The sequence below is a fragment of the Exiguobacterium sp. s78 genome (genome assembly GCF_018618985.1).
GTDB classification, from domain to species: Bacteria; Bacillota; Bacilli; order Exiguobacteriales; family Exiguobacteriaceae; genus Exiguobacterium_A; species Exiguobacterium_A abrahamii.
This window is the reverse complement of record NZ_JACSNB010000006.1, coordinates 27,148-46,862: the sequence shown is the minus strand read 5'-3', so window position 1 is coordinate 46,862 and position 19,715 is coordinate 27,148. Positions and strand designations below refer to the sequence as shown.

The following is a 19,715-nucleotide window of genomic DNA, read 5'->3' as shown; positions in this document are numbered from 1 at the left end:
GGATTAAACGAGTTCGATGATGACCATTTCTGCGCCGTCACCACGACGTGGTCCCATTTTCATGATGCGTGTGTAACCACCTTGACGCTCAGCAAAACGTGGAGCCACATCAGCGAATAATTTTTGGATCGCGTCTTGTGCTTTGCCCTCTGCGTTTTGACCAGCAGCTTCACGGCGAACGAACGATGCAACTTGACGACGAGCGTGGAGATCACCGCGTTTACCTAAAGTGATGAGTTTCTCTACGACTGGACGAAGTTCCTTCGCTTTTTGTTCTGTAGTTTGGATACGCTCATTGATGATGAGATCAGTCGCAAGGTCACGCAAAAGTGCCTTACGTTGTGAGCTTGTACGGCCTAATTTCGAGTATGCCATGGATGGATTCCCTCCTTCGTGCAATTAATAGTATTAGTCTTCTTTGCGCAAGCCTAGTCCGAGTTCGTCGAGTTTCGCTTGAACTTCCTCGAGTGATTTACGTCCGAGGTTACGGACTTTCATCATCTCGTCTTCGCTCTTGTTCGCGAGTTCTTGAACCGTGTTGATACCAGCGCGTTTCAAACAGTTGTACGAACGAACTGAGAGATCGAGTTCTTCGATCGTCATTTCGAGTACTTTTTCTTTTTGATCTTCTTCCTTTTCGACCATGATTTCAGCATGGAGCGCTTCGTCCGTAAGACCAACAAAGATGTTTAAGTGTTCTGTCATGATTTTCGCACCGAGTGACACTGCTTCTTCAGGGCGGATTGAACCGTCCGTCCAAACATCAAGCGTCAACTTATCGAAGCTCGCATCTTGACCGACACGTGTTTTTTCAACTTGATAATTTACACGTTGAATTGGCGTGTAAATCGAGTCGATTGGGATTACACCGATTGGCATATCGTCCCGTTTGTTATCTTCAGCCTGAACATACCCACGACCACGGCGTGCTGTAAGACGCATATGAAGTGATGCACCTTCTGCAAGCGTTGCGATGTGAAGTTCTGGGTTGAGGATTTCGACGTCGCTGTCATGCGTAATGTTCGCAGCAGTGACAACACCAGCGCCTTGAATATCGATCTCAAGCGTTTTCTCTTCTTCCGAGTACACTTTGAGGGCGAGTTTCTTAAGGTTCAAGATGATTTGGGTAACGTCTTCTACAACGCCATCAATCGTCGAGAACTCATGAAGAACGCCATCGATTTGGACTGCAGTGACTGCAGCACCCGGAAGTGAAGACAATAGGATACGACGCAATGAGTTACCAAGCGTTGTACCGAATCCACGCTCAAGCGGCTCAACTACGAATTTACCAAACGTAGCGTTCTCGCTTAACTCGATCGTTTCAATCTTCGGTTTTTCGATTTCGATCATCTGAACCCCTCCTTGAATATCGTCATGTTGGCCATCGCGTTCAATCGCCAACCGCCTTGTGTACGTTTCTACTGCCTTGCTTGGTCAAACGATCAACAAAAGTCTACTCGAATCCCCGCTCTGCAGTACAAGACGGGTTACACGCGACGACGTTTTGGAGGGCGGCAACCGTTGTGCGGTACTGGAGTAACGTCACGGATTGCAGTGACTTCGAGACCGATTGCTTGAAGAGCACGGATAGCTGCTTCACGACCTGCACCAGGACCTTTAACGTTAACTTCTACAGTACGCATACCGTTATCCATTGCTGTTTTAGCAGCTGTTTCAGATGCCATTTGTGCAGCGAAAGGAGTCGATTTACGTGAGCCTTTGAAGCCCATGTTACCTGCAGTTGCCCAAGAGATTGCATTCCCTTGCATATCAGTGATCGTAACGATCGTGTTGTTGAATGTTGAACGGATATGCACGATACCAGATTCAATATTCTTTTTGACTTTACGTTTACTACGAACGTTCTGTTTGCGTTTTGCCATCTTAGTTTACCCTCCCTTACTTCTTCTTGTTCGCTACTGTACGGCGTGGACCTTTACGAGTACGCGAGTTGTTTTTAGTGTTTTGACCACGAACTGGAAGACCACGACGGTGACGAACACCACGGTAGCAACCGATTTCGATCAAACGTTTGATGTTGAGTGAGATTTCACGACGAAGGTCACCCTCAACTTTGATTTTGTCTAAACCATCACGAAGTTGGTTCAATTGTTCCTCAGTCAAGTCGCGAGTACGAGTATCTTCAGAGATACCAGTTTCTTTCAAGACTTTTTGAGCAGTCGTTTTACCAACACCATAGATGTAAGTGAGTGAGATGACGATGCGTTTCTCACGTGGAATATCTACACCAGCAATACGTGCCATGTGTGCACCTCCTTGTTTAATTACCCTTGTTTTTGTTTATGCTTAGGGTTTTCGCAAATAACCATTACTTTGCCTTTACGGCGGATAACTTTACATTTTTCACAGATCGGTTTAACCGAAGGTCTTACTTTCATTGTGAATACCTCCTCCTGAAAAAATCGGAGTTTTTATTTGAAACGGTATGTGATCCGTCCGCGAGTCAAGTCGTATGGTGACAACTCAACCGTTACTTTATCTCCTGGCAAGATCCGAATGAAGTGCATCCGAATTTTTCCTGAGACGTGCGCGAGGACCGTGTGGCCGTTTTCTAACTCCACCTTAAACATCGCGTTTGGAAGCGGCTCGATAACCGTACCTTCCACTTCGATTACATCTTGTTTCGCCATCAATTATACCCCTTTCTCTATAAAGTTGATTGGGAGCCCAGACGATTTGTAGCGCTAGGGGCTTTCTACAAGAGCCATTGAGAGATCATCGGTCACAAACACGAGTGGATACTGGCTTATAGAAAGGTGACACCAATAACGCGCACAGCTCACTCTGCATCGACCGTTAAGATCTCGTAGCCGTCGTCTGTGATGGCGATGGTGTGCTCAAAGTGGGCGCACATGCTACCGTCCACCGTCACTACCGTCCAATTGTCGGATAGTGTGCGAACATAGCGTTTCCCGACATTGACCATTGGCTCAATTGCCAGTGTCATGCCGGTTTTCAGGCGCGGCCCTTTCCCCGGTGGTCCATAATGTGGAATTTGCGGATCTTCATGCAAATTTTGTCCCACGCCGTGGCCCACATATTCGCGGACTACAGAAAAATTCGCTGCTTCAACATGTGACTGAATCGCATGCGAAATATCTGTCAGGTGCACGCCAGCTTTGGCGCGCTCCAATCCTTTATACAGAGATTCTTCAGTTACGTCAAGTAACCGCTTCGTCTCTTCAGAGATTGTACCTACCGGATATGTCCAGGCTGAATCTCCGTGATACCCATTGTACTCTGCTCCGATGTCAATCGAGATGATGTCACCGTCCTGAAGTACACGATCTCCCGGAATACCATGGACAAGCTCTTCGTTCACGGAAGCACAGATGCTACCCGTGAAACCATTATACCCTTTAAACGATGGTGTTGCCCCTTGACTTCGAATATAGCGTTCAGCGATCGCGTCGAGTTGCCCCGTCGTGATACCTGGGCGAATGTGAGCTTGAAGCTCCTTATGCGTCCGGGCGACGATTTGTCCTGCTTTACGCATGATGTCGATTTCACGCGGCGCTTTCGTGATGATCATTACTGATCACCAAGGAGTGCCTGAACATCGGAATATACATCGTTGATTGGACGATCACCGTCCAAATTACGAAGATACCCTTTTTCTGCGTAAAAGTCAATCAAAGGTTGCGCTTGTGCGACGTTGACTTCCAAGCGACGACGTACTGTCTCCTCTTGGTCATCTTCACGTTGTACAAGTGCTGATCCGTCGATATCACAGATCCCCTCCACTTTTGGTGGGTTGTAGAGAACATGATACGTTGCTCCGCAAGTTGGGCAAATCCGGCGACCTGTCAAACGAGGGACAAGTTTCTCCGGGTCTACACCGATGTGGATGACGTGATCAATTTGTTTGCCCAGATCTTCAAGTAATGCTTCAAGAGCATCTGCTTGTTTCACTGTGCGTGGGAAACCGTCAAGGAGAAAACCATTTGCACAGTCTTCTTTGGCGAGACGCTCACGTACGATGCCGATTGTGACTTCGTCCGGAACGAGTTCCCCTTTATCCATGTATGATTTCGCTTCTTGTCCGAGTGGCGTTGAATCTTTGATCGCCGCACGGAACATGTCGCCTGTCGAGATGTGGGGGATCGCATAGTCTTCGATGATTTTCGCAGCCTGCGTTCCTTTACCAGCACCCGGCAAACCCATCAATACTAGATTCATGTCGGTAGCCTCCACTTCTATAGCTCTATAGACACAACAGAAAGGAAAGGGATGGTCCCCTTCCTCCCGCCTTATCGGATAAAGCCTTTGTAGTGTCGTTTAACCAATTGGCTTTCAATCTGTTTCATCGTCTCTAGTCCTACACCGATGACGATCAACAAGCTCGTTCCACCAATCTGCACCGAGTTCGGTAAGCCAGCAAACTTAATGAAGAATGTCGGCGTCACCGCGATGACAGCGAGGAATAGTGAACCGAAGAATGTCAGACGGTATAGAATCTTCGTGATGTACTGCTCCGTTTGCTTACCAGGACGAATACCAGGAATGTATCCGCCTTGTTTTTGAAGGTTCTCTGCCATTTGTTCCGGGTTAACCTGAACGAATGTATAGAAGTACGAGAACGCGATGATCAGTGCCACATAGATCGACATACCGATTGGACTCGTGTAGTCGAAGATGTCACGGATCTTCGTTGCCGTTTCCGGACTTGCAAAGAAACTCGCAATCGTTGGTGGCGTCACCATGAACGACACCGCGAAGATGACTGGAATAACACCGGCAGCGTTCAATTTGATCGGTAAGTGTGCCGATTGACCGCCAACTGGTGTCCGGTTCACCGTACGCTTAGCGTACTGAATCGGAATCTTACGTGCAGCTTGCTGTACATAGATGACTCCGACGATGACCGCGATGATGATTAAAAGCAAGAGTACGATATAAAGCACGTTTACAAACAAAGCATCCCCTGCATTTTGGAGCTTCGTTTCGTAAATCTGGCGGAATGCATTCGGGAAGCCCGCGACGATCCCAGCGAAGATGATCATTGATATCCCGTTACCAATGCCCTTCTCCGTGATGAGTTCACCGATGAACATCAAGAATGCTGTTCCCGCTGTCAATACGAGTGCAATCATAACGTATGTCCAGGTGCCGAACTGTTCGTCGACAAGACCTGGGTAGATACGGTTAAATCCAAGCGCGATTCCAAACGCTTGGACTAAGCCGAGTACGATCGTTCCATAGCGCGTTACCGTTGCTAACTTCTTACGGCCCGCCTCTCCTTGTTTTGCCCATTCGGCAAACTTTGGAACAACGTCCATCTGTAAGAGTTGGACAACGATCGAGGCCGTGATATACGGCATGATTCCCATCGCAAAGAGTGAGAAATTCTGCAAAGCATTCCCACCGAACGAGTTCAAGAAACCAAGAATACCATTCTGGTCGATCTTGAACACTTCCGTGTTTACCATCGGCACTGGGATATGTGCTCCGATCCGGAACACGATGACCAATGCCAAGGTAAAGAGAATGCGCCGACGAATGTCAGCTACGCGCCACATATTGGAGATCGCTTGAAACATTAGATCACCTCAACCGTACCGCCGGCAGCTTCGATCGCTTGCTTCGCAGCTTCGGAGAACTTATGAGCTTTAACTGTTAGTTTCTTTTCGATCTTACCGTTAGAAAGGATCTTAACGCCGTCTTTCATGCCTTTGACTGTACGAGTCTCGACAAGAAGTTCTGGAGTGATTTCAGTTCCTTCTTCAAAACGGTTGAGTGTGTCAAGGTTAATGACCGCGAACTCTTTACGAGTTGGGTTGTTGAAGCCGCGTTTTGGTAAACGACGGTAAAGTGGGTTTTGTCCACCTTCGAAACCTGGACGAACACCACCGCCTGAACGAGCTTTTTGACCTTTGTGACCACGGCCAGAAGTCTTACCGTTACCAGAAGACATACCGCGACCTACACGGTTGCGTTCTGAACGTGAACCAGCAGCTGGTTTCAATTCATGGAGTTTCATAGTGGGGCACCTCCTCATAAAATTATATCGAACTATTACTCTTGAATTTCTTTAACTGTCACTAAGTGTGACACGTGGTTAATCATCCCACGCATAGCAGCGTTGTCAGGTACGACAACAGTCTGGTGCATCTTACGGAGACCAAGCGTACGAGTAGTAACGCGTTGGTTCTCCGGACGACCGATCATGCTGCGTGTGAGGGTAACTGCGAGTTTCGCCATCTGTTTTCCCTCCCTTTCTTAACCGCGAAGTTCTTCGACGGTTTTACCGCGGAGTTTCGCAACTTCTTCAGCACGTTTGAGTGATGTGAGACCTTGAACAGTCGCACGAACCATGTTGATTGGAGTGCTTGATCCAAGTGATTTTGAAAGAATGTCGTTGATTCCCGCTAATTCGAGAACCGCACGAACTGGACCACCAGCGATGACTCCAGTACCTTCAGAAGCAGGCTTCAAGAAGACGTGACCTGCACCGAATACACCGTTGACTTCGTGTGGAATTGTTGTGTTAACGATTGGGACGTTAACCATGTTTTTCTTAGCATCTTCGATTGCTTTACGGATCGCTTCAGGCACTTCCTGAGCTTTACCCGTACCGAAACCTACGTGACCATTCTTGTCACCAACGACGACGAGTGCAGCAAAACGGAAGCGACGGCCACCTTTTACTACTTTCGCGACGCGGTTTACGGTAACAACGCGTTCTTCGAGTTGATCCATGTTAATTTCTAACTGGCGCATGTAGAGGTTCCCTCCTTTTCTATTAGAATTTGAGACCAGCTTCACGAGCTGCTTCAGCTACAGCTTTAATACGTCCATGATAGAGATATCCTCCACGGTCGAAAACGACTGTTTCGATACCCTTTTCAAGAGCGCGCTCAGCTGCAAGCTTACCAACTGCTGTTGCAGCGTCAGTCGTGTTGCCTTTTTCAAGGTCGAGTGATGATGCAGATGCGAGTGTTGCATGTGTTGCATCGTCAATGACTTGTACGTAAATGTTCTTGTTCGAACGGAATACGTTCATACGTGGACGTGTTGCTGTCCCGATGATTGTACGACGGACACGACCATGACGTTTTTTACGCGTAGCGTTTTTATCTGCCTTTGAGATCATTTATGCCACTCCTTTCCGGTCAATTCGCATTCGCGAATTACTTACCTGTTTTACCTTCTTTACGACGAACGACTTCATCACTGTAACGAATACCTTTACCTTTGTACGGCTCAGGCTGACGGTACGAACGGATCAATGCAGCGACGTGACCAACACGTTCTTTGCTGATTCCGCGAACGATGAGTTGCGTATTCGTAGGAACTTCGACTTCGATGCCTTGTTCCGGAGTGTACTCGATTGGGTGTGAGTAACCGAGGTTGAGTACGATTTTGTTACCTTGCTTTTGTGCACGGTAACCAACACCTTGGATATCGAGTGTCTTAGCGAAACCGTTGTTTACACCTTCGACCATGTTCGCGATAAGCGCACGAGTCGTTCCGTGGATCGTACGGCTTGCTTTCTCGTCGTTCGGACGAGTGACAGTCAATTCATTACCTTCTACGTTGATCGCCATAGCTGGGCTGAACTCGCGTGAGAGTTCCCCTTTAGGACCTTTTACCGTAACCGTGTTGTTTTCAACTGTTACTGTAACGCCTGCTGGGATGACGACTGGCTTTTTACCAATACGTGACATTTAAGACACCTCCGTTCTTTTTATGCGTGTATTACCAGATGTATGCGATCACTTCGCCGCCGACTTTTTGTTGGCGAGCTTCTTTATCAGTCATTACACCTTTAGATGTTGAAACGATAGCGATTCCGAGACCACCGAGTACTTTCGGGATTTCATCAGCTTTCGCGTAAACGCGAAGACCTGGTTTCGAGATACGTTTGAGTCCAGTGATGACGCGCTCGTTGCTTGCGCCGTATTTAAGGAATACGCGGAGCGTACCTTGTTTGCTGTCCTCGAGATATTCAACATCGCGGATGAAACCTTCACGTTTGAGGATTTCAGCGACTTCACGTTTGATTGTAGAAGCTGGCATTTCCAACTTCTCATGGCGAACCATGTTTGCATTACGAATGCGTGTAAGCATATCTGCAATCGGATCTGTCATAACCATGCGATGTACCTCCTTTCACAACTTTAATGAATTACCAGCTTGCTTTTTTAACACCAGGGATTTGACCTTTATGAGCAAGATCACGGAACTTAATACGGCTGATACCGAATTTACCAATGTAACCGTGTGGACGGCCAGTGATACTACAACGGTTGTGTAAACGAACCGCTGAAGAGTTACGTGGGAGTTTGCTCAAGCCGATGTAGTCGCCTTGTGCTTTCAATTCTGCGCGTTTTTCAGCGTAGCGCTCAACGAGTGCTTGACGTTTTACTTCACGTGCGATCATTGATTTCTTAGCCATGTTGTCGACCTCCCTTATTTTTGGAATGGCATGCCGAGTGCTGTGAGAAGCTCACGTGACTCTTCATCCGTGTTAGCAGTAGTTACGATAACGATGTCCATACCACGGACTTTCGATACGCGATCGTAGTCGATCTCTGGGAAGATCAATTGTTCCTTCACGCCTAGCGTGTAGTTACCACGGCCATCGAAAGATTTTTTCGATACGCCACGGAAGTCACGTACACGTGGAAGTGACACGTTGATCAACTTGTCGAGGAATTCGTACATGCGCTCGCCACGAAGTGTAACCTTCGCACCGATTGGCATACCTTCACGAAGTTTGAAACCAGCGATTGATTTCTTAGCTTTCGTGATGAGTGGCTTCTGACCAGTGAGGAGCTGAAGCTCTTCGACTGCCATGTCAAGTGCCTTAGAGTTCGTAACAGCGTCACCAACACCCATGTTGATTACGATTTTATCGACTTTCGGCGCTTGCATTACAGAACTGTAGTTGAATTTCTCCATCATTACTTTGACGATTTCGTCTTGGTATTTCGCTTTTAAACGGTTCATCAGAAAGTGGACCTCCTTTCTTTAAATCTTCTTATTTATCTAAAGCTTCGCCCGATTTTTTAGCGATACGTACTTTCTTGCCGTCAACCACAGTGAAACCAACGCGTGTTGGGTTACCTGTCTTAGGGTCGATGAGCATAACGTTCGATACGTGAATCGGTGCTTCTTTCTCGACAATTCCGCCTTGCGGGTTGAGTTGAGAAGGCTTTGAGTGTTTTTTGATCATGTTAACGCCTTCGACGATTACGCGATCTTTTTTAGGCATAGCTGTAAGGACAACGCCTTGTTTGCCTTTGTCTTTACCAGTCATAACCTGAACTTTATCACCTTTTTTGACATGCATCGTTAGAGCACCTCCTTGTAGGAATTCTTTGGAATTAAAGTACTTCCGGTGCCAACGAGACGATCTTCATGAAGTCTTTTTCACGAAGTTCGCGTGCGACTGGTCCGAAGATACGTGTGCCACGTGGGCTTTTGTCATCTTTGATGATGACTGCTGCGTTTTCGTCAAAACGGATGTACGAACCGTCTTTACGACGAACGCCACGTTTAGTACGAACGACTACTGCGCGTACAACTTCACCTTTTTTGACAACGCCACCTGGTGTTGCTTGTTTTACTGTACAAACAATAACGTCACCGATGTTAGCAGTTTTACGACCAGAACCACCGAGGACTTTGATCGTCAAGACTTCACGAGCTCCTGAGTTGTCTGCTACTTTTAAGCGAGATTCTTGTTGAATCATACGATTGTACCTCCCTCCGGATGTTTATTCACCCGAACTAATTAGAGTTTAGATGATTACTGCTTCTTCAATGACTTCTACGAGACGGAAACGTTTGTCCTTAGATAATGGACGTGTTTCTTGAATGCGTACAACATCACCGATTTTAGCTGTGTTGTTTTCATCATGCGCTTTGTACTTTTTAGAGTAGTTTACGCGTTTGCCGTAAAGCTTGTGCTTTACTTTTGTTTCAACTGTAACTACGATCGTTTTGTCCATTTTGTCAGAAACGACGCGTCCAGTTAACACTTTGCGGTTGTTAGTGCGTTCCATTGAGTGTTCCTCCTCTCAGAATCCGAGTGAATTATGCGTTGTTGATGCCGAGTTCGCGTTCACGAAGAACGGTTTTCGCGCGTGCAATCGACTTGCGCACTTCACGGATACGAGCAGGGTTCTCAAGCTGACCAGTCGCGAGTTGGAAACGAAGGTTGAACAACTCTTCTTTCCACGAACCGACTTTACCGTTAAGCTCTTCAGTTGTTTGCTGACGGAGATCAGTTGCTTTCATTCGTATCACCACCATTTTCTTCACGTTTTACGAACTTACATTTTACTGGAAGTTTGTGTGATGCAAGACGGAGAGCTTCGCGTGCGATCTCTTCCGATACTCCTGCGATTTCGAACATTACTTTACCCGGTTTGACGACTGCTACCCAGCCCTCCGGAGCACCTTTACCTGAACCCATTCGGACTTCAAGAGGTTTTTTAGTGTATGGCTTGTGTGGGAAGATCTTGATCCACACTTTACCACCACGTTTCATATAACGAGTCATCGCGATACGCGCTGATTCGATTTGACGGCTAGTGATCCAGCTAGCTTCTTGAGCTTGGATACCGAACTCGCCGAAGTGTACTGTAGTACCACGTTTCGCTTTACCACGCATGTTGCCGCGGTGAACACGACGATATTTTACACGTTTTGGTAACAACATGTTGTGTTGCCTCCTTCCCTAGACGGATGTGGATTATTCTTCGTTTGCTGCTGCTTTTTTCGTAGGAAGCACTTCACCGTGGTGGAGCCATACTTTTACGCCAATTTTGCCGTAAGTTGTATCAGCTTCTGCAGTACCGTAATCGATGTCTGCACGGAGTGTATGAAGTGGAACTGTTCCTTCCGAATACTTCTCAGAACGAGCGATATCAGCGCCACCAAGACGACCAGAAACTTCAGTCTTGATTCCTTTGATACCAGAACGCATTGAGCGTTGGATTGATTGCTTCATAGCACGACGGAACGATACGCGACCTTCAAGTTGGCGAGCGATGTTCTCAGCGACGAGCTTAGCAACTGCATCCGGGTTTTTCACTTCAACGACGTTAACGTGAACGCGTTTGCCTTTTGCAAGGTTAGTGATGTCTTTACGAAGTGTTTCGATTTCAGAACCGCCTTTACCGATAACCATACCAGGCTTAGCAGTGTGAAGTGAGATGTTCAAGCGGTTAGCTGCGCGCTCGATTTCTACTTTAGAGACACTAGCGTCTTTAAGACGTTTTTCGATATATTCACGAACTACGTAGTCTTCATGAAGGAGATCAGCATAGTCTTTATCTGCGAACCAACGTGATTCCCAGTCTTTGATGATACCTACGCGAAGACCAGTTGGGTTAATCTTCTGACCCACGGTAATCCCTCCTTATTTTTCAGATACCACGATGTGAACGTGGCTCGTACGTTTGTTGATGCGGCTTGCGCGACCCATTGCACGTGGGCGGAAACGTTTGAGCGTTGGACCTTCGTTTACGTAAGCCTCAGTGACTACGAGGTTTTCGATGTTCATGTCGAAGTTGTGCTCAGCGTTCGCGATTGCCGATTTCAATACTTTCTCAACGATTGGCGTTGCTGCCTTGTTCGTGTAAGCAAGAATCGAAAGTGCTTCGCCGATTTGCTTCCCGCGGATTAAGTCTACTACGAGACGTGCCTTACGAGGAGCAATGCGAACCATATTAGCCGATGCTTTTGATTGCATAATGAGTACCTCCCCTCAGATTAACGTTTCGTTTTCTTATCGTTTCCAGCATGTCCTTTGTAAGAACGTGTTGGAGCGAATTCACCAAGTTTGTGACCGACCATATCTTCTGTCACGTAAACCGGTACGTGTTTACGACCATCGTAGACAGCGATCGTGTGACCGATGAACTCTGGGAAGATTGTCGAGCGGCGTGACCAAGTTTTGATGACATGTTTGTCACCAGCTTCGTTGGCTTTATCAACCTTAGCGAGCAGATGGTGATCTGCGAATGGACCTTTTTTCAAGCTGCGACCCATAGTTGTACCTCCCTTTGGCATGATTCAGGAACGGTTCCTACGAACCGTCCAGAAATCATGTAATTATTTTTTAGAACGACGGACGATATATTTATCGCTCGCTTTGTTTTTCTTACGAGTTTTGTATCCGAGTGCCGGTTTACCCCAAGGAGTAAGTGGGCCCGAACGACCGATTGGAGCACGTCCTTCACCACCACCGTGTGGGTGATCGACTGGGTTCATGACAGAACCACGAACTGTAGGACGTTTTCCGAGCCAGCGTGAACGACCAGCTTTACCGATATTGACGAGCTCGTGCTCTTCATTACCGACAGCGCCGACTGTTGCACGGCAAGTAGCAAGGATCATACGAGTTTCGCCTGATTGAAGACGAACGATCGCGTATTTACCATCTTTACCGAGAAGCTGAGCAGAAGTACCAGCTGCGCGAACGAGCTGACCACCTTTACCTGGCTTAAGTTCGATGTTGTGGATCAACGTACCGACTGGGATGTTTGAAAGTGGAAGAGCATTACCGACTTTAATGTCAGCTTCTGGTCCAGCCATGACTTGCATGTCTACTTTCAAGCCTTTCGGTGCGAGGATGTAGCGTTTTTCACCATCGATGTAGTGGATCAATGCGATGTTAGCAGAGCGGTTTGGATCGTACTCAATTGTAGCGACACGACCAGCGATGCCATCCTTGTTCCGTTTGAAGTCGATGATACGATATTTACGTTTGTGTCCGCCACCTTGGTGACGTACTGTCAAGCGACCTTGGTTGTTACGTCCGCCCTTTTTCGAAAGCTTTTCAGTTAACGATTTTTCAGGACGTGAAGCCGTAATCTCAGCAAAGTCAAGTGCAGTCATATTACGACGACCGTTAGTGGTCGGTTTAAACTTTTTAATTCCCATCGAGAGTTCCCTCCTTTTCTACAGAGTTCCGATTAACCGAGGTAATCGAGTTCTTTGCTATCTGCAGTAAGCGTGACGACCGCTTTTTTGCGGCGTGCTGTGTAACCAGCGTGACGACCTACGCGTTTTGCTTTTGGTTTTGAGATCAATGTGTTGACTTTGTCAACTTTCACTCCGAAGATCGCTTCAACTGCATCTTTGATTTGAGTCTTAGATGCCTTCACGTCTACTTCGAATGTGTACTTTTTCTCAGCCATTTGGTTTACTGAACGTTCAGTAATGACAGGACGTTTGATAATGTCGTGTGTGTGTGCCATTATGCAAGCACCTCCTCTACTCTCGCAACAGCGTCCTTCGTAATGATGACTTTGTCATGAGCGACAAGATCAAGGACGTTTACACCTGCAGCGTCAACGACTGTGACACCTGGGATGTTGCGTGTTGAAAGAACGACTGACTCGTTGTAATCAGCAGTAACGACGAGAACTTTACGTTCGATTGAAAGAGCAGCGAATACTGCGATCATGTCCTTAGTTTTAGGAGCATCGATTGTCAATCCTTCAAGAACGATGAACTCGTTGTTAGCGACTTTCGAAGAAAGTGCTGAACGAAGTGCGAGACGACGAACCTTTTTAGGAAGTTTGTAAGCGTACGAACGTGGTGTTGGACCGAAGACTGTTCCACCGCCAACCCATTGTGGCGAACGGATCGAACCTTGGCGTGCACGACCAGTACCTTTTTGTTTCCATGGTTTACGGCCGCCACCGCGAACTTCCGAGCGACCTTTTGTATCATGTGTACCTTGGCGACGTGAAGCTTGTTGCATGACGATTGCATCGTATACGACTGCTTCATTTGGCTCGATTCCGAAAACGGCATCTGCGAGCTCGATGTCTCCAACTTGTGTACCTGTTTGGTTAAGCAAAGCTACTTTAGGCATTCGTTATTCCTCCTTTCCTTGCAAACGGATTAGTTGCCTTTAACCGCAGTTTTGATGACAACTTGGCTCTTACGTGCGCCTGGGATAGCACCCTTGACGAGGAGTAAGCCGCGTTCTGCATCAACTTTTACGATTTCAAGGTTTTGAACAGTGATTTGCTCTCCACCCATGCGTCCAGGGAGCAATTTCCCTTTGAATACACGGTTAGGAGCAACAGGACCCATTGAACCTGGGCGACGGTGGTAACGCGAACCGTGAGCCATTGGACCACGTGATTGGTTGTGACGCTTGATTGCACCAGCGAAACCTTTACCTTTCGACGTACCTGTTACATCAACCATTTCGCCTGCAGCGAAAGTATCTGCTTTAATCTCTTGACCGATTTCGAAATCTGCTACTGATGTACGGATTTCTTTAATGAAGCGCTTAGGTGTCGCGTTTGCTTTCGCAGCGTGACCTTTTTGCGGTTTGTTTTGACGACCTTCTTTGATATCACCAAAGCCGAGTTGAACTGCTTCGTAACCGTCAACTTCCGTTGTTTTCAATTGAAGAACAACGTTACCTTCGACTGAAACGACAGTAACAGGGACGACTTCGCCTGACTCGTTGAAGATTTGTGTCATACCGAGTTTAGTTCCTAAGATTCCTTTAGCCATGAGATACACCTCCTAATATTGAATGATTTTGATCTTCTGGCTAGTATCAACTATCTATAGAAGAAAAATTAAAGTTTGATTTCGATGTCAACGCCCGATGGAAGTTCGAGACGCATAAGCGCATCAACAGTTTTCGGTGTTGGGTTAACGATGTCGATCAAACGTTTGTGTGTACGCATTTCGAACTGCTCACGAGCATCTTTGTACTTGTGAACGGCACGAAGTACTGTGTAGACCGCTTTCTCCGTTGGGAGTGGGATCGGACCAGATACAGTAGCACCTGAACGTTTTGCTGTGTCGACAATTTTCTCAGCCGATTGATCAAGCACGCGGTGATCGTATGCTTTCAAACGGATCCGAATTTTTTCATTTGCCATGTTATTTCCCTCCTTTTCGCCTATTTTGTAAATAGACATTCTCCGCGGAAATTTCCACACTAGCCATGGCAATGCCGCCTGGTGTGTCATAACCTCCCGCTTCATCGCGTTGTGTTTGTGACCAACATATTCTATCATACTGAATCACCAGCAAGAATGCAAGCACTAATAAAATAGAATATGTATTCAAGTCTCTCACCACTCGCACAAACACTTTCCTCAGTATATAAGATGTCAGACCATGTTGCAAGACTGTTTTCAAAGAAATGAAAAAAGGTCTTCCGCCACGGGAGACGGAAGACCTTTGTCTTAAAAATTACTCAACGATTTCTGTAACTGATCCAGCGCCTACTGTACGGCCACCTTCACGGATTGAGAAACGAGTTTCTTTTTCAAGAGCGATTGGTGCGATGAGTTCAACAGTCATTTCGATGTTGTCCCCAGGCATAACCATTTCAGTACCTTCTGGAAGTTGAACCATACCAGTTACGTCAGTTGTACGGAAGTAGAACTGCGGGCGGTAGTTCGCGAAGAATGGCGTGTGACGGCCACCCTCTTCTTTAGAAAGAACGTAAACTTGCGCTTTGAACTTTTTGTGTGGTGTGATTGTGTTTGGTTTCGCGAGAACTTGTCCACGCTCGATGTCGTCACGTGATACACCACGGAGAAGAGCACCGATGTTGTCGCCAGCTTCAGCATAGTCAAGAAGCTTACGGAACATCTCTACACCAGTACATACTGATTTTTTAGTTTCTTCGTGAAGACCAACGATTTCGATCTCGTCGTTGACTTTAAGAACTCCACGCTCAACGCGGCCAGTAGCAACTGTACCACGACCAGTGATTGAGAAGACATCCTCAACTGGCATCATGAAGTCTTTTTCAGTGTCACGAGTTGGTTCTGGGATGTACTCATCGACAGCTGCCATGAGTTCCATGATTTTTTCTTCCCATTTAGCTTCGCCGTTAAGCGCGCCAAGAGCAGAACCTTGGATAACTGGGAGGTCATCACCTGGGAAGTCGTACTCAGAAAGAAGCTCACGGATTTCCATTTCGACGAGCTCAAGAAGCTCTTCGTCGTCAACCATGTCAACTTTGTTCATGAATACTACGATGAAAGGAACACCTACTTGACGTGAAAGCAAGATGTGCTCACGTGTTTGTGGCATTGGACCATCTGTTGCAGAAACAACGAGGATCGCGCCGTCCATTTGTGCAGCACCAGTGATCATGTTTTTAACATAGTCAGCGTGACCTGGGCAGTCAACGTGTGCATAGTGGCGTTTTTCTGTTTCGTACTCGATGTGAGCTGTTGCGATTGTGATACCGCGCTCGCGCTCTTCTGGAGCACCATCGATTTGGTCAAACTTAGTTGCAGCTTTACCTTGTGCTTTTGCAAGTACAGCTGAGATAGCTGCTGTTAAAGTTGTTTTACCGTGGTCGACGTGGCCGATTGTACCAACGTTAACGTGCGGTTTAGAACGGTCGAATTTTTCCTTACCCATTCTGAATTCCTCCTCTATGTGTCTAATAATTTTTTATAACTAGGAAGGTGAGTCGTAAGATAACGTACACCTTCCTTAGCTTACACTAATCATAAAAGCGTGACAACCTGTGAAGGATTAGCCGTTCGCTTTTTTGATGATTTCTTCTGCAACTGATTTCGGTACTTCTTCGTAGTGATCGAAGTGCATCGAGTACGTTCCGCGACCTTGTGTGCGTGAACGAAGACCAGTAGCGTATCCGAACATTTCAGAAAGTGGAATCATTGAACGGACAACTTGAGCGTTACCGCGTGCTTCCATACCTTCTACGCGACCACGGCGTGATGTAACATCACCCATGATGTCTCCCATGTATTCGTCTGGGATGACGATTTCAACTTTCATCATTGGCTCAAGGATAACAGCGCCGCTCTTATCTTTGAGTTGTTTGACTGCCATTGAAGCCGCAACTTTAAATGCCATCTCGTTTGAGTCGACATCGTGGTACGATCCGAAGACGAGTGAAGCTTTTACGTCAACGACCGGGTAACCAGCAAGGATACCGTTTTGAAGTGCTTCTTCGATTCCGTGCTCAACCGCTGGGATGTATTCACGTGGAACAACACCACCGACGATTTTGTTGTTGAACTCGAAGCCAGCGCCTTCTTCGTTCGGCTCGAATTCTACGACGACGTGACCATACTGACCACGACCACCAGATTGACGAGCGAACTTCGAATCGATCTTCGCCGCTTGGCGGATCGTTTCACGGTAAGCTACTTGTGGAGCACCAACGTTTGCTTCGACTTTGAACTCGCGACGCATACGGTCAACGATGATGTCGAGGTGAAGCTCACCCATACCTGAGATGATCGTTTGACCAGTCTCTGGGTTTGTTTCAGTGCGGAACGTTGGATCCTCTTCAGCAAGCTTAGCGAGGGCTTGACCCATTTTATCTTGGTCAGCTTTCGTTTTTGGTTCGATAGCGACCGAGATAACTGGTTCTGGGAATGTCATTGATTCGAGAACGACGTTGTCTTTCTCTGCACAAAGCGTATCTCCAGTAGTTGTATCTTTCAAACCTACAGCTGCAGCGATGTCACCCGCGTATACCATCGGGATCTCTTCACGGCTGTTTGCGTGCATTTGAAGGATACGTCCAAGACGCTCACGTTTGCCTTTTGTTGAGTTTTTAACGTACGATCCTGCCGAAGCTGTACCAGAGTACACACGGAAGAATGTCAATTTACCGACGTAAGGGTCAGTCATGACTTTGAACGCGAGTGCAGAGAATGGTGCTTCGTCCGAAGACTCACGCACGATTTCTTCATCCGTATCCATGTCGATACCTGAGATCGCTTTTACGTCGATTGGTGATGGGAGGTAATCGAGAACTGCGTCAAGCATAAGCTGAACACCTTTGTTCTTGAATGCCGAACCTACGAGTACAGGATAGAAGTCAACTGTCAGAGTTGCTTTACGGATAGCCGCTTTCAACTCGTCGATTGTGATTTCTTCACCCTCGAGGTATTTCATCATCAATTCTTCTTCGTAATCCGCAACTGCTTCGATTAATGATCCACGGAGTTCTTCAGCTTGATCAGCGAGATCAGCTGGGAAACCGTCAGTCACTTCGATGTCAGTTCCGAGATCGTTACCGTACATGTATGTTTTCTGTTCGACGAGGTCGATGATTCCTTTGAATTCATCTTCCGCACCGATTGGAATTTGGATCGCGTGTGCGTTCGCTTGAAGGCGTTCGCGAAGCGTTCCGACCGAGTACAAGAAGTCTGCACCGATTTTATCCATTTTGTTAACGAAAACGATACGTGGTACGCCGTAAGTTGTAGCTTGGCGCCATACTGTCTCAGTTTGTGGCTCAACACCAGACTGAGCGTCAAGTACTGCTACCGCACCATCAAGTACGCGAAGTGAACGTTCAACCTCAACTGTGAAGTCTACGTGTCCAGGTGTATCGATGATGTTTACGCGGTTACCTTTCCATTGAGCAGTTGTTGCTGCCGATGTAATCGTGATCCCACGCTCTTGCTCTTGCTCCATCCAGTCCATTTGTGAAGCACCTTCGTGCGTTTCACCAATCTTGTGGATACGACCCGTGTAATACAGGATACGCTCAGTCGTTGTTGTTTTACCAGCATCGATGTGAGCCATGATCCCGATGTTACGAGTGTTCTTAAGGGAGAATTCTCTTGCCATCTTTAAACATTCTCCTTTCGCATTTTAGTTTAGTGGTCGTGTGTTGCCACACGTCATGACTATACCCGAAAGCCACCTCATAATTCCATTAAAAATGGCATGCATGAGGTGGTGATTTTCGGAATTACCAGCGGTAGTGAGCAAACGCTTTGTTCGCTTCCGCCATTTTGTGCATATCTTCGCGCTTCTTAACAGAAGCACCAGTGTTGTTTGCAGCGTCCATGATTTCGTTAGCAAGGCGCGCATCCATAGTTTTTTCGTTACGGAGACGTGAGTAGTTCACGAGGTAACGAAGTGCGAGTGTCGTACGACGCTCTGGGCGAACTTCGACAGGAACTTGATAGTTAGCTCCACCTACACGGCGTGCTTTAACTTCAAGAACTGGCATGATGTTGTTCATCGCTTCTTCAAAGACTTCCATTGCATCGCGACCTGAACGTTCAGCGATAGTTTCGAAAGCTTTGTATAAGATTTGTTGAGCAGTACCTTTTTTACCATCTAACATAAGACGGTTGATAAGGCGGGTAACGAGTTTAGAGTTGTAGATCGGATCAGCCATTACATCACGACGTTCTGCTTGACCTTTACGTGGCATTCCGAGTCCCTCCTTTCATATAGTGAGGTGATATCTTAAGATATCTAGATTATTTTTTAACTTTAGGACGTTTAGTACCGTATTTCGAACGACCTTGCATACGGCCGTCAACACCAGCTGTATCAAGCGCACCACGAACGATGTGGTAACGTACCCCTGGTAAGTCTTTTACGCGGCCGCCGCGGATAAGAACAACACTGTGCTCTTGAAGGTTGTGGCCGATACCTGGGATGTAAGCTGTTACTTCCATTGTGTTCGTCAAACGTACACGTGCGTATTTACGAAGAGCCGAGTTCGGTTTCTTCGGAGTCATTGTACCTACACGAGTACAAACACCACGTTTTTGTGGTGAGCTGATGTCAGTACGAGCTTTAATGAAGCTGTTGTACCCTTTGTTCAGCGCTGGCGAATCTGATTTCACAACTTTTGATTGACGTCCTTTACGGACTAATTGGTTGATAGTAGGCATCTTTGAGATCCTCCCTTCCTGAATTCATGACAAATTTCAAAACCACCGAGCCGGGTG

At 46.9% G+C, this 19,715-nt stretch carries 34 protein-coding genes; all 34 read right to left on the bottom strand.

Features of this window, described 5'->3' with window-relative positions; all coding sequences use genetic code 11:
• Positions 1 to 3 precede the first annotated feature (3 nt).
• Entirely contained in the window at positions 4 to 375 is a 372-nt protein-coding gene (gene rplQ / locus KNQ18_RS16435) for a 50S ribosomal protein L17 (protein ID WP_023466649.1), read from the bottom strand.
• Between the two features lie 33 nt (positions 376 to 408).
• Positions 409 to 1,353 carry a DNA-directed RNA polymerase subunit alpha gene (locus KNQ18_RS16430; RefSeq protein ID WP_023466648.1) on the bottom strand — a complete coding sequence of 315 codons (945 nt, stop codon included), beginning with the start codon at positions 1,351 to 1,353 and terminating at the stop codon, positions 409 to 411.
• Between the two features lie 137 nt (positions 1,354 to 1,490).
• The gene (gene rpsK / locus KNQ18_RS16425) at positions 1,491 to 1,886 is read right to left on the bottom strand and encodes a 30S ribosomal protein S11 (RefSeq protein WP_023466647.1); all 396 of its coding nucleotides are present in this window, start codon (positions 1,884 to 1,886) and stop codon (positions 1,491 to 1,493) included.
• Between the two features lie 16 nt (positions 1,887 to 1,902).
• Positions 1,903 to 2,268 carry a 30S ribosomal protein S13 gene (gene rpsM / locus KNQ18_RS16420; RefSeq protein ID WP_023466646.1) on the bottom strand — a complete coding sequence of 122 codons (366 nt, stop codon included), beginning with the start codon at positions 2,266 to 2,268 and terminating at the stop codon, positions 1,903 to 1,905.
• A gap of 20 nt (positions 2,269 to 2,288) precedes the next feature.
• Positions 2,289 to 2,402, bottom strand: a complete 114-nt coding sequence (gene rpmJ, locus KNQ18_RS16415; RefSeq protein WP_003156543.1) for a 50S ribosomal protein L36 — start codon at positions 2,400 to 2,402, stop codon at positions 2,289 to 2,291.
• Positions 2,403 to 2,435: 33 nt separating this feature from the next.
• Positions 2,436 to 2,654 carry a translation initiation factor IF-1 gene (gene infA / locus KNQ18_RS16410; RefSeq protein WP_012369032.1) on the bottom strand — a complete coding sequence of 73 codons (219 nt, stop codon included), beginning with the start codon at positions 2,652 to 2,654 and terminating at the stop codon, positions 2,436 to 2,438.
• 149 nt (positions 2,655 to 2,803) lie between these two features.
• Complete coding sequence (map, locus tag KNQ18_RS16405; protein WP_023466644.1) at positions 2,804 to 3,556, bottom strand: type I methionyl aminopeptidase; 753 nt, start codon at positions 3,554 to 3,556, stop codon at positions 2,804 to 2,806.
• Positions 3,556 to 4,203: an adenylate kinase gene (locus tag KNQ18_RS16400; RefSeq protein ID WP_023466643.1), complete on the bottom strand. Its 648-nt coding sequence runs from the start codon at positions 4,201 to 4,203 to the stop codon at positions 3,556 to 3,558. Before KNQ18_RS16400 ends, map begins: the two co-directional genes overlap by 1 nt.
• Positions 4,204 to 4,274: 71 nt before the next feature.
• Positions 4,275 to 5,564, bottom strand: a complete 1,290-nt coding sequence (gene secY / locus KNQ18_RS16395; protein WP_023466642.1) for a preprotein translocase subunit SecY — start codon at positions 5,562 to 5,564, stop codon at positions 4,275 to 4,277.
• Positions 5,564 to 6,004: a 50S ribosomal protein L15 gene (gene rplO / locus KNQ18_RS16390; RefSeq protein WP_047390602.1), complete on the bottom strand. Its 441-nt coding sequence runs from the start codon at positions 6,002 to 6,004 to the stop codon at positions 5,564 to 5,566. The genes secY and rplO overlap by 1 nt, the downstream gene beginning before the upstream one ends.
• Positions 6,005 to 6,039: 35 nt before the next feature.
• Positions 6,040 to 6,225: a 50S ribosomal protein L30 gene (gene rpmD, locus KNQ18_RS16385; RefSeq protein WP_023466640.1), complete on the bottom strand. Its 186-nt coding sequence runs from the start codon at positions 6,223 to 6,225 to the stop codon at positions 6,040 to 6,042.
• An 18-nt stretch (positions 6,226 to 6,243) separates the two neighbouring features.
• Positions 6,244 to 6,744 carry a 30S ribosomal protein S5 gene (gene rpsE, locus KNQ18_RS16380; RefSeq protein ID WP_050677141.1) on the bottom strand — a complete coding sequence of 167 codons (501 nt, stop codon included), beginning with the start codon at positions 6,742 to 6,744 and terminating at the stop codon, positions 6,244 to 6,246.
• A 22-nt stretch (positions 6,745 to 6,766) separates the two neighbouring features.
• Positions 6,767 to 7,117: a 50S ribosomal protein L18 gene (rplR, locus tag KNQ18_RS16375; RefSeq protein ID WP_029343092.1), complete on the bottom strand. Its 351-nt coding sequence runs from the start codon at positions 7,115 to 7,117 to the stop codon at positions 6,767 to 6,769.
• 37 nt (positions 7,118 to 7,154) lie between these two features.
• A complete protein-coding gene (rplF, locus tag KNQ18_RS16370) occupies positions 7,155 to 7,691 on the bottom strand; it encodes a 50S ribosomal protein L6 (protein ID WP_215085609.1) in 537 nt (178 codons plus the stop codon).
• A 31-nt stretch (positions 7,692 to 7,722) separates the two neighbouring features.
• Complete coding sequence (gene rpsH, locus KNQ18_RS16365; protein ID WP_012369023.1) at positions 7,723 to 8,121, bottom strand: 30S ribosomal protein S8; 399 nt, start codon at positions 8,119 to 8,121, stop codon at positions 7,723 to 7,725.
• A 31-nt stretch (positions 8,122 to 8,152) separates the two neighbouring features.
• On the bottom strand, positions 8,153 to 8,422 hold the full coding sequence (gene rpsN, locus KNQ18_RS16360) for a 30S ribosomal protein S14 (RefSeq protein WP_023466636.1): 270 nt from the start codon (positions 8,420 to 8,422) through the stop codon (positions 8,153 to 8,155).
• A gap of 14 nt (positions 8,423 to 8,436) precedes the next feature.
• The gene (gene rplE, locus KNQ18_RS16355; protein WP_023466635.1) at positions 8,437 to 8,976 is read right to left on the bottom strand and encodes a 50S ribosomal protein L5; all 540 of its coding nucleotides are present in this window, start codon (positions 8,974 to 8,976) and stop codon (positions 8,437 to 8,439) included.
• Positions 8,977 to 9,007: 31 nt separating this feature from the next.
• Positions 9,008 to 9,319, bottom strand: a complete 312-nt coding sequence (gene rplX, locus KNQ18_RS16350; protein WP_012369020.1) for a 50S ribosomal protein L24 — start codon at positions 9,317 to 9,319, stop codon at positions 9,008 to 9,010.
• Between the two features lie 34 nt (positions 9,320 to 9,353).
• Positions 9,354 to 9,722 carry a 50S ribosomal protein L14 gene (rplN, locus tag KNQ18_RS16345; RefSeq protein ID WP_012369019.1) on the bottom strand — a complete coding sequence of 123 codons (369 nt, stop codon included), beginning with the start codon at positions 9,720 to 9,722 and terminating at the stop codon, positions 9,354 to 9,356.
• A 48-nt stretch (positions 9,723 to 9,770) separates the two neighbouring features.
• Complete coding sequence (gene rpsQ, locus KNQ18_RS16340) at positions 9,771 to 10,034, bottom strand: 30S ribosomal protein S17 (RefSeq protein WP_023466634.1); 264 nt, start codon at positions 10,032 to 10,034, stop codon at positions 9,771 to 9,773.
• A gap of 31 nt (positions 10,035 to 10,065) precedes the next feature.
• Positions 10,066 to 10,269, bottom strand: a complete 204-nt coding sequence (rpmC, locus tag KNQ18_RS16335) for a 50S ribosomal protein L29 (protein WP_012369017.1) — start codon at positions 10,267 to 10,269, stop codon at positions 10,066 to 10,068.
• Complete coding sequence (rplP, locus tag KNQ18_RS16330; RefSeq protein ID WP_012369016.1) at positions 10,256 to 10,693, bottom strand: 50S ribosomal protein L16; 438 nt, start codon at positions 10,691 to 10,693, stop codon at positions 10,256 to 10,258. Before rplP ends, rpmC begins: the two co-directional genes overlap by 14 nt.
• 33 nt (positions 10,694 to 10,726) lie before the next feature.
• Positions 10,727 to 11,383 (bottom strand): 30S ribosomal protein S3, encoded by a 657-nt coding sequence (gene rpsC, locus KNQ18_RS16325; RefSeq protein ID WP_023466633.1) that lies wholly within the window; start codon positions 11,381 to 11,383, stop codon positions 10,727 to 10,729.
• 12 nt (positions 11,384 to 11,395) lie between these two features.
• A complete protein-coding gene (gene rplV / locus KNQ18_RS16320) occupies positions 11,396 to 11,728 on the bottom strand; it encodes a 50S ribosomal protein L22 (protein WP_012369014.1) in 333 nt (110 codons plus the stop codon).
• A gap of 20 nt (positions 11,729 to 11,748) precedes the next feature.
• Positions 11,749 to 12,027 carry a 30S ribosomal protein S19 gene (gene rpsS, locus KNQ18_RS16315; RefSeq protein WP_012369013.1) on the bottom strand — a complete coding sequence of 93 codons (279 nt, stop codon included), beginning with the start codon at positions 12,025 to 12,027 and terminating at the stop codon, positions 11,749 to 11,751.
• A gap of 63 nt (positions 12,028 to 12,090) precedes the next feature.
• Positions 12,091 to 12,921 carry a 50S ribosomal protein L2 gene (rplB, locus tag KNQ18_RS16310; RefSeq protein ID WP_023466632.1) on the bottom strand — a complete coding sequence of 277 codons (831 nt, stop codon included), beginning with the start codon at positions 12,919 to 12,921 and terminating at the stop codon, positions 12,091 to 12,093.
• 32 nt (positions 12,922 to 12,953) lie between these two features.
• On the bottom strand, positions 12,954 to 13,238 hold the full coding sequence (gene rplW, locus KNQ18_RS16305; RefSeq protein WP_023466631.1) for a 50S ribosomal protein L23: 285 nt from the start codon (positions 13,236 to 13,238) through the stop codon (positions 12,954 to 12,956).
• Positions 13,238 to 13,861 (bottom strand): 50S ribosomal protein L4, encoded by a 624-nt coding sequence (gene rplD, locus KNQ18_RS16300; RefSeq protein WP_023466630.1) that lies wholly within the window; start codon positions 13,859 to 13,861, stop codon positions 13,238 to 13,240. The genes rplW and rplD overlap by 1 nt, the downstream gene beginning before the upstream one ends.
• 29 nt (positions 13,862 to 13,890) lie before the next feature.
• On the bottom strand, positions 13,891 to 14,517 hold the full coding sequence (gene rplC, locus KNQ18_RS16295) for a 50S ribosomal protein L3 (RefSeq protein ID WP_023466629.1): 627 nt from the start codon (positions 14,515 to 14,517) through the stop codon (positions 13,891 to 13,893).
• Between the two features lie 68 nt (positions 14,518 to 14,585).
• Complete coding sequence (gene rpsJ / locus KNQ18_RS16290; protein WP_029343090.1) at positions 14,586 to 14,894, bottom strand: 30S ribosomal protein S10; 309 nt, start codon at positions 14,892 to 14,894, stop codon at positions 14,586 to 14,588.
• Positions 14,895 to 15,210: 316 nt separating this feature from the next.
• The gene (tuf, locus tag KNQ18_RS16285; protein WP_023466627.1) at positions 15,211 to 16,398 is read right to left on the bottom strand and encodes an elongation factor Tu; all 1,188 of its coding nucleotides are present in this window, start codon (positions 16,396 to 16,398) and stop codon (positions 15,211 to 15,213) included.
• 117 nt (positions 16,399 to 16,515) lie between these two features.
• Positions 16,516 to 18,594, bottom strand: a complete 2,079-nt coding sequence (gene fusA, locus KNQ18_RS16280; RefSeq protein ID WP_050677142.1) for an elongation factor G — start codon at positions 18,592 to 18,594, stop codon at positions 16,516 to 16,518.
• 124 nt (positions 18,595 to 18,718) lie between these two features.
• Positions 18,719 to 19,189, bottom strand: coding sequence for a 30S ribosomal protein S7 (rpsG, locus tag KNQ18_RS16275; protein WP_023466623.1), 471 nt, complete (start codon positions 19,187 to 19,189; stop codon positions 18,719 to 18,721).
• 49 nt (positions 19,190 to 19,238) lie between these two features.
• Positions 19,239 to 19,658, bottom strand: coding sequence for a 30S ribosomal protein S12 (gene rpsL / locus KNQ18_RS16270; RefSeq protein WP_023466621.1), 420 nt, complete (start codon positions 19,656 to 19,658; stop codon positions 19,239 to 19,241).
• Positions 19,659 to 19,715 lie beyond the last annotated feature (57 nt).

Bases quoted from the DNA above. Each gene is read 5' to 3' on its own strand.
- rpsE (WP_050677141.1), bottom strand. From the start codon at position 6,744: ATGCGCCAGTTAGAAATTAACATGGATCAACTCGAAGAACGCGTTGTT.
- rpsJ (WP_029343090.1), bottom strand. From the start codon at position 14,894: ATGGCAAATGAAAAAATTCGGATCCGTTTGAAAGCATACGATCACCGC.
- rpsS (WP_012369013.1), bottom strand. From the start codon at position 12,027: ATGGGTCGCAGCTTGAAAAAAGGTCCATTCGCAGATCACCATCTGCTC.
- rplP (WP_012369016.1), bottom strand. From the start codon at position 10,693: ATGTTGTTACCAAAACGTGTAAAATATCGTCGTGTTCACCGCGGCAAC.
- rplW (WP_023466631.1), bottom strand. From the start codon at position 13,238: ATGGCACACACACACGACATTATCAAACGTCCTGTCATTACTGAACGT.
- rplC (WP_023466629.1), bottom strand. From the start codon at position 14,517: ATGGCTAAAGGAATCTTAGGAACTAAACTCGGTATGACACAAATCTTC.
- rpsM (WP_023466646.1), bottom strand. From the start codon at position 2,268: ATGGCACGTATTGCTGGTGTAGATATTCCACGTGAGAAACGCATCGTC.
- rplD (WP_023466630.1), bottom strand. From the start codon at position 13,861: ATGCCTAAAGTAGCTTTGCTTAACCAAACAGGTACACAAGTTGGAGAC.
- rpsN (WP_023466636.1), bottom strand. From the start codon at position 8,422: ATGGCTAAGAAATCAATGATCGCACGTGAAGTAAAACGTCAAGCACTC.
- map (WP_023466644.1), bottom strand. From the start codon at position 3,556: ATGATCATCACGAAAGCGCCGCGTGAAATCGACATCATGCGTAAAGCA.
- rpsG (WP_023466623.1), bottom strand. From the start codon at position 19,189: ATGCCACGTAAAGGTCAAGCAGAACGTCGTGATGTAATGGCTGATCCG.
- rpmC (WP_012369017.1), bottom strand. From the start codon at position 10,269: ATGAAAGCAACTGATCTCCGTCAGCAAACAACTGAAGAGCTTAACGGT.
- rplF (WP_215085609.1), bottom strand. From the start codon at position 7,691: ATGTCACGTATTGGTAAAAAGCCAGTCGTCATCCCAGCAGGCGTTACA.
- rpsQ (WP_023466634.1), bottom strand. From the start codon at position 10,034: ATGGAACGCACTAACAACCGCAAAGTGTTAACTGGACGCGTCGTTTCT.
- rplX (WP_012369020.1), bottom strand. From the start codon at position 9,319: ATGCATGTCAAAAAAGGTGATAAAGTTCAGGTTATGACTGGTAAAGAC.
- rplB (WP_023466632.1), bottom strand. From the start codon at position 12,921: ATGGGAATTAAAAAGTTTAAACCGACCACTAACGGTCGTCGTAATATG.
- rplQ (WP_023466649.1), bottom strand. From the start codon at position 375: ATGGCATACTCGAAATTAGGCCGTACAAGCTCACAACGTAAGGCACTT.
- rplV (WP_012369014.1), bottom strand. From the start codon at position 11,728: ATGCAATCAAAAGCATCGGCTAATATGGTTCGCATTGCTCCTCGTAAG.
- rplO (WP_047390602.1), bottom strand. From the start codon at position 6,004: ATGAAACTCCATGAATTGAAACCAGCTGCTGGTTCACGTTCAGAACGC.
- rpmJ (WP_003156543.1), bottom strand. From the start codon at position 2,402: ATGAAAGTAAGACCTTCGGTTAAACCGATCTGTGAAAAATGTAAAGTT.
- rplN (WP_012369019.1), bottom strand. From the start codon at position 9,722: ATGATTCAACAAGAATCTCGCTTAAAAGTAGCAGACAACTCAGGAGCT.
- KNQ18_RS16430 (WP_023466648.1), bottom strand. From the start codon at position 1,353: ATGATCGAAATCGAAAAACCGAAGATTGAAACGATCGAGTTAAGCGAG.
- tuf (WP_023466627.1), bottom strand. From the start codon at position 16,398: ATGGGTAAGGAAAAATTCGACCGTTCTAAACCGCACGTTAACGTTGGT.
- rpsH (WP_012369023.1), bottom strand. From the start codon at position 8,121: ATGGTTATGACAGATCCGATTGCAGATATGCTTACACGCATTCGTAAT.
- rpsK (WP_023466647.1), bottom strand. From the start codon at position 1,886: ATGGCAAAACGCAAACAGAACGTTCGTAGTAAACGTAAAGTCAAAAAG.
- rpsL (WP_023466621.1), bottom strand. From the start codon at position 19,658: ATGCCTACTATCAACCAATTAGTCCGTAAAGGACGTCAATCAAAAGTT.
- rplE (WP_023466635.1), bottom strand. From the start codon at position 8,976: ATGAACCGTTTAAAAGCGAAATACCAAGACGAAATCGTCAAAGTAATG.
- infA (WP_012369032.1), bottom strand. From the start codon at position 2,654: ATGGCGAAACAAGATGTAATCGAAGTGGAAGGTACGGTTATCGAGCCG.
- rplR (WP_029343092.1), bottom strand. From the start codon at position 7,117: ATGATCTCAAAGGCAGATAAAAACGCTACGCGTAAAAAACGTCATGGT.
- secY (WP_023466642.1), bottom strand. From the start codon at position 5,564: ATGTTTCAAGCGATCTCCAATATGTGGCGCGTAGCTGACATTCGTCGG.
- rpmD (WP_023466640.1), bottom strand. From the start codon at position 6,225: ATGGCGAAACTCGCAGTTACCCTCACACGCAGCATGATCGGTCGTCCG.
- fusA (WP_050677142.1), bottom strand. From the start codon at position 18,594: ATGGCAAGAGAATTCTCCCTTAAGAACACTCGTAACATCGGGATCATG.
- KNQ18_RS16400 (WP_023466643.1), bottom strand. From the start codon at position 4,203: ATGAATCTAGTATTGATGGGTTTGCCGGGTGCTGGTAAAGGAACGCAG.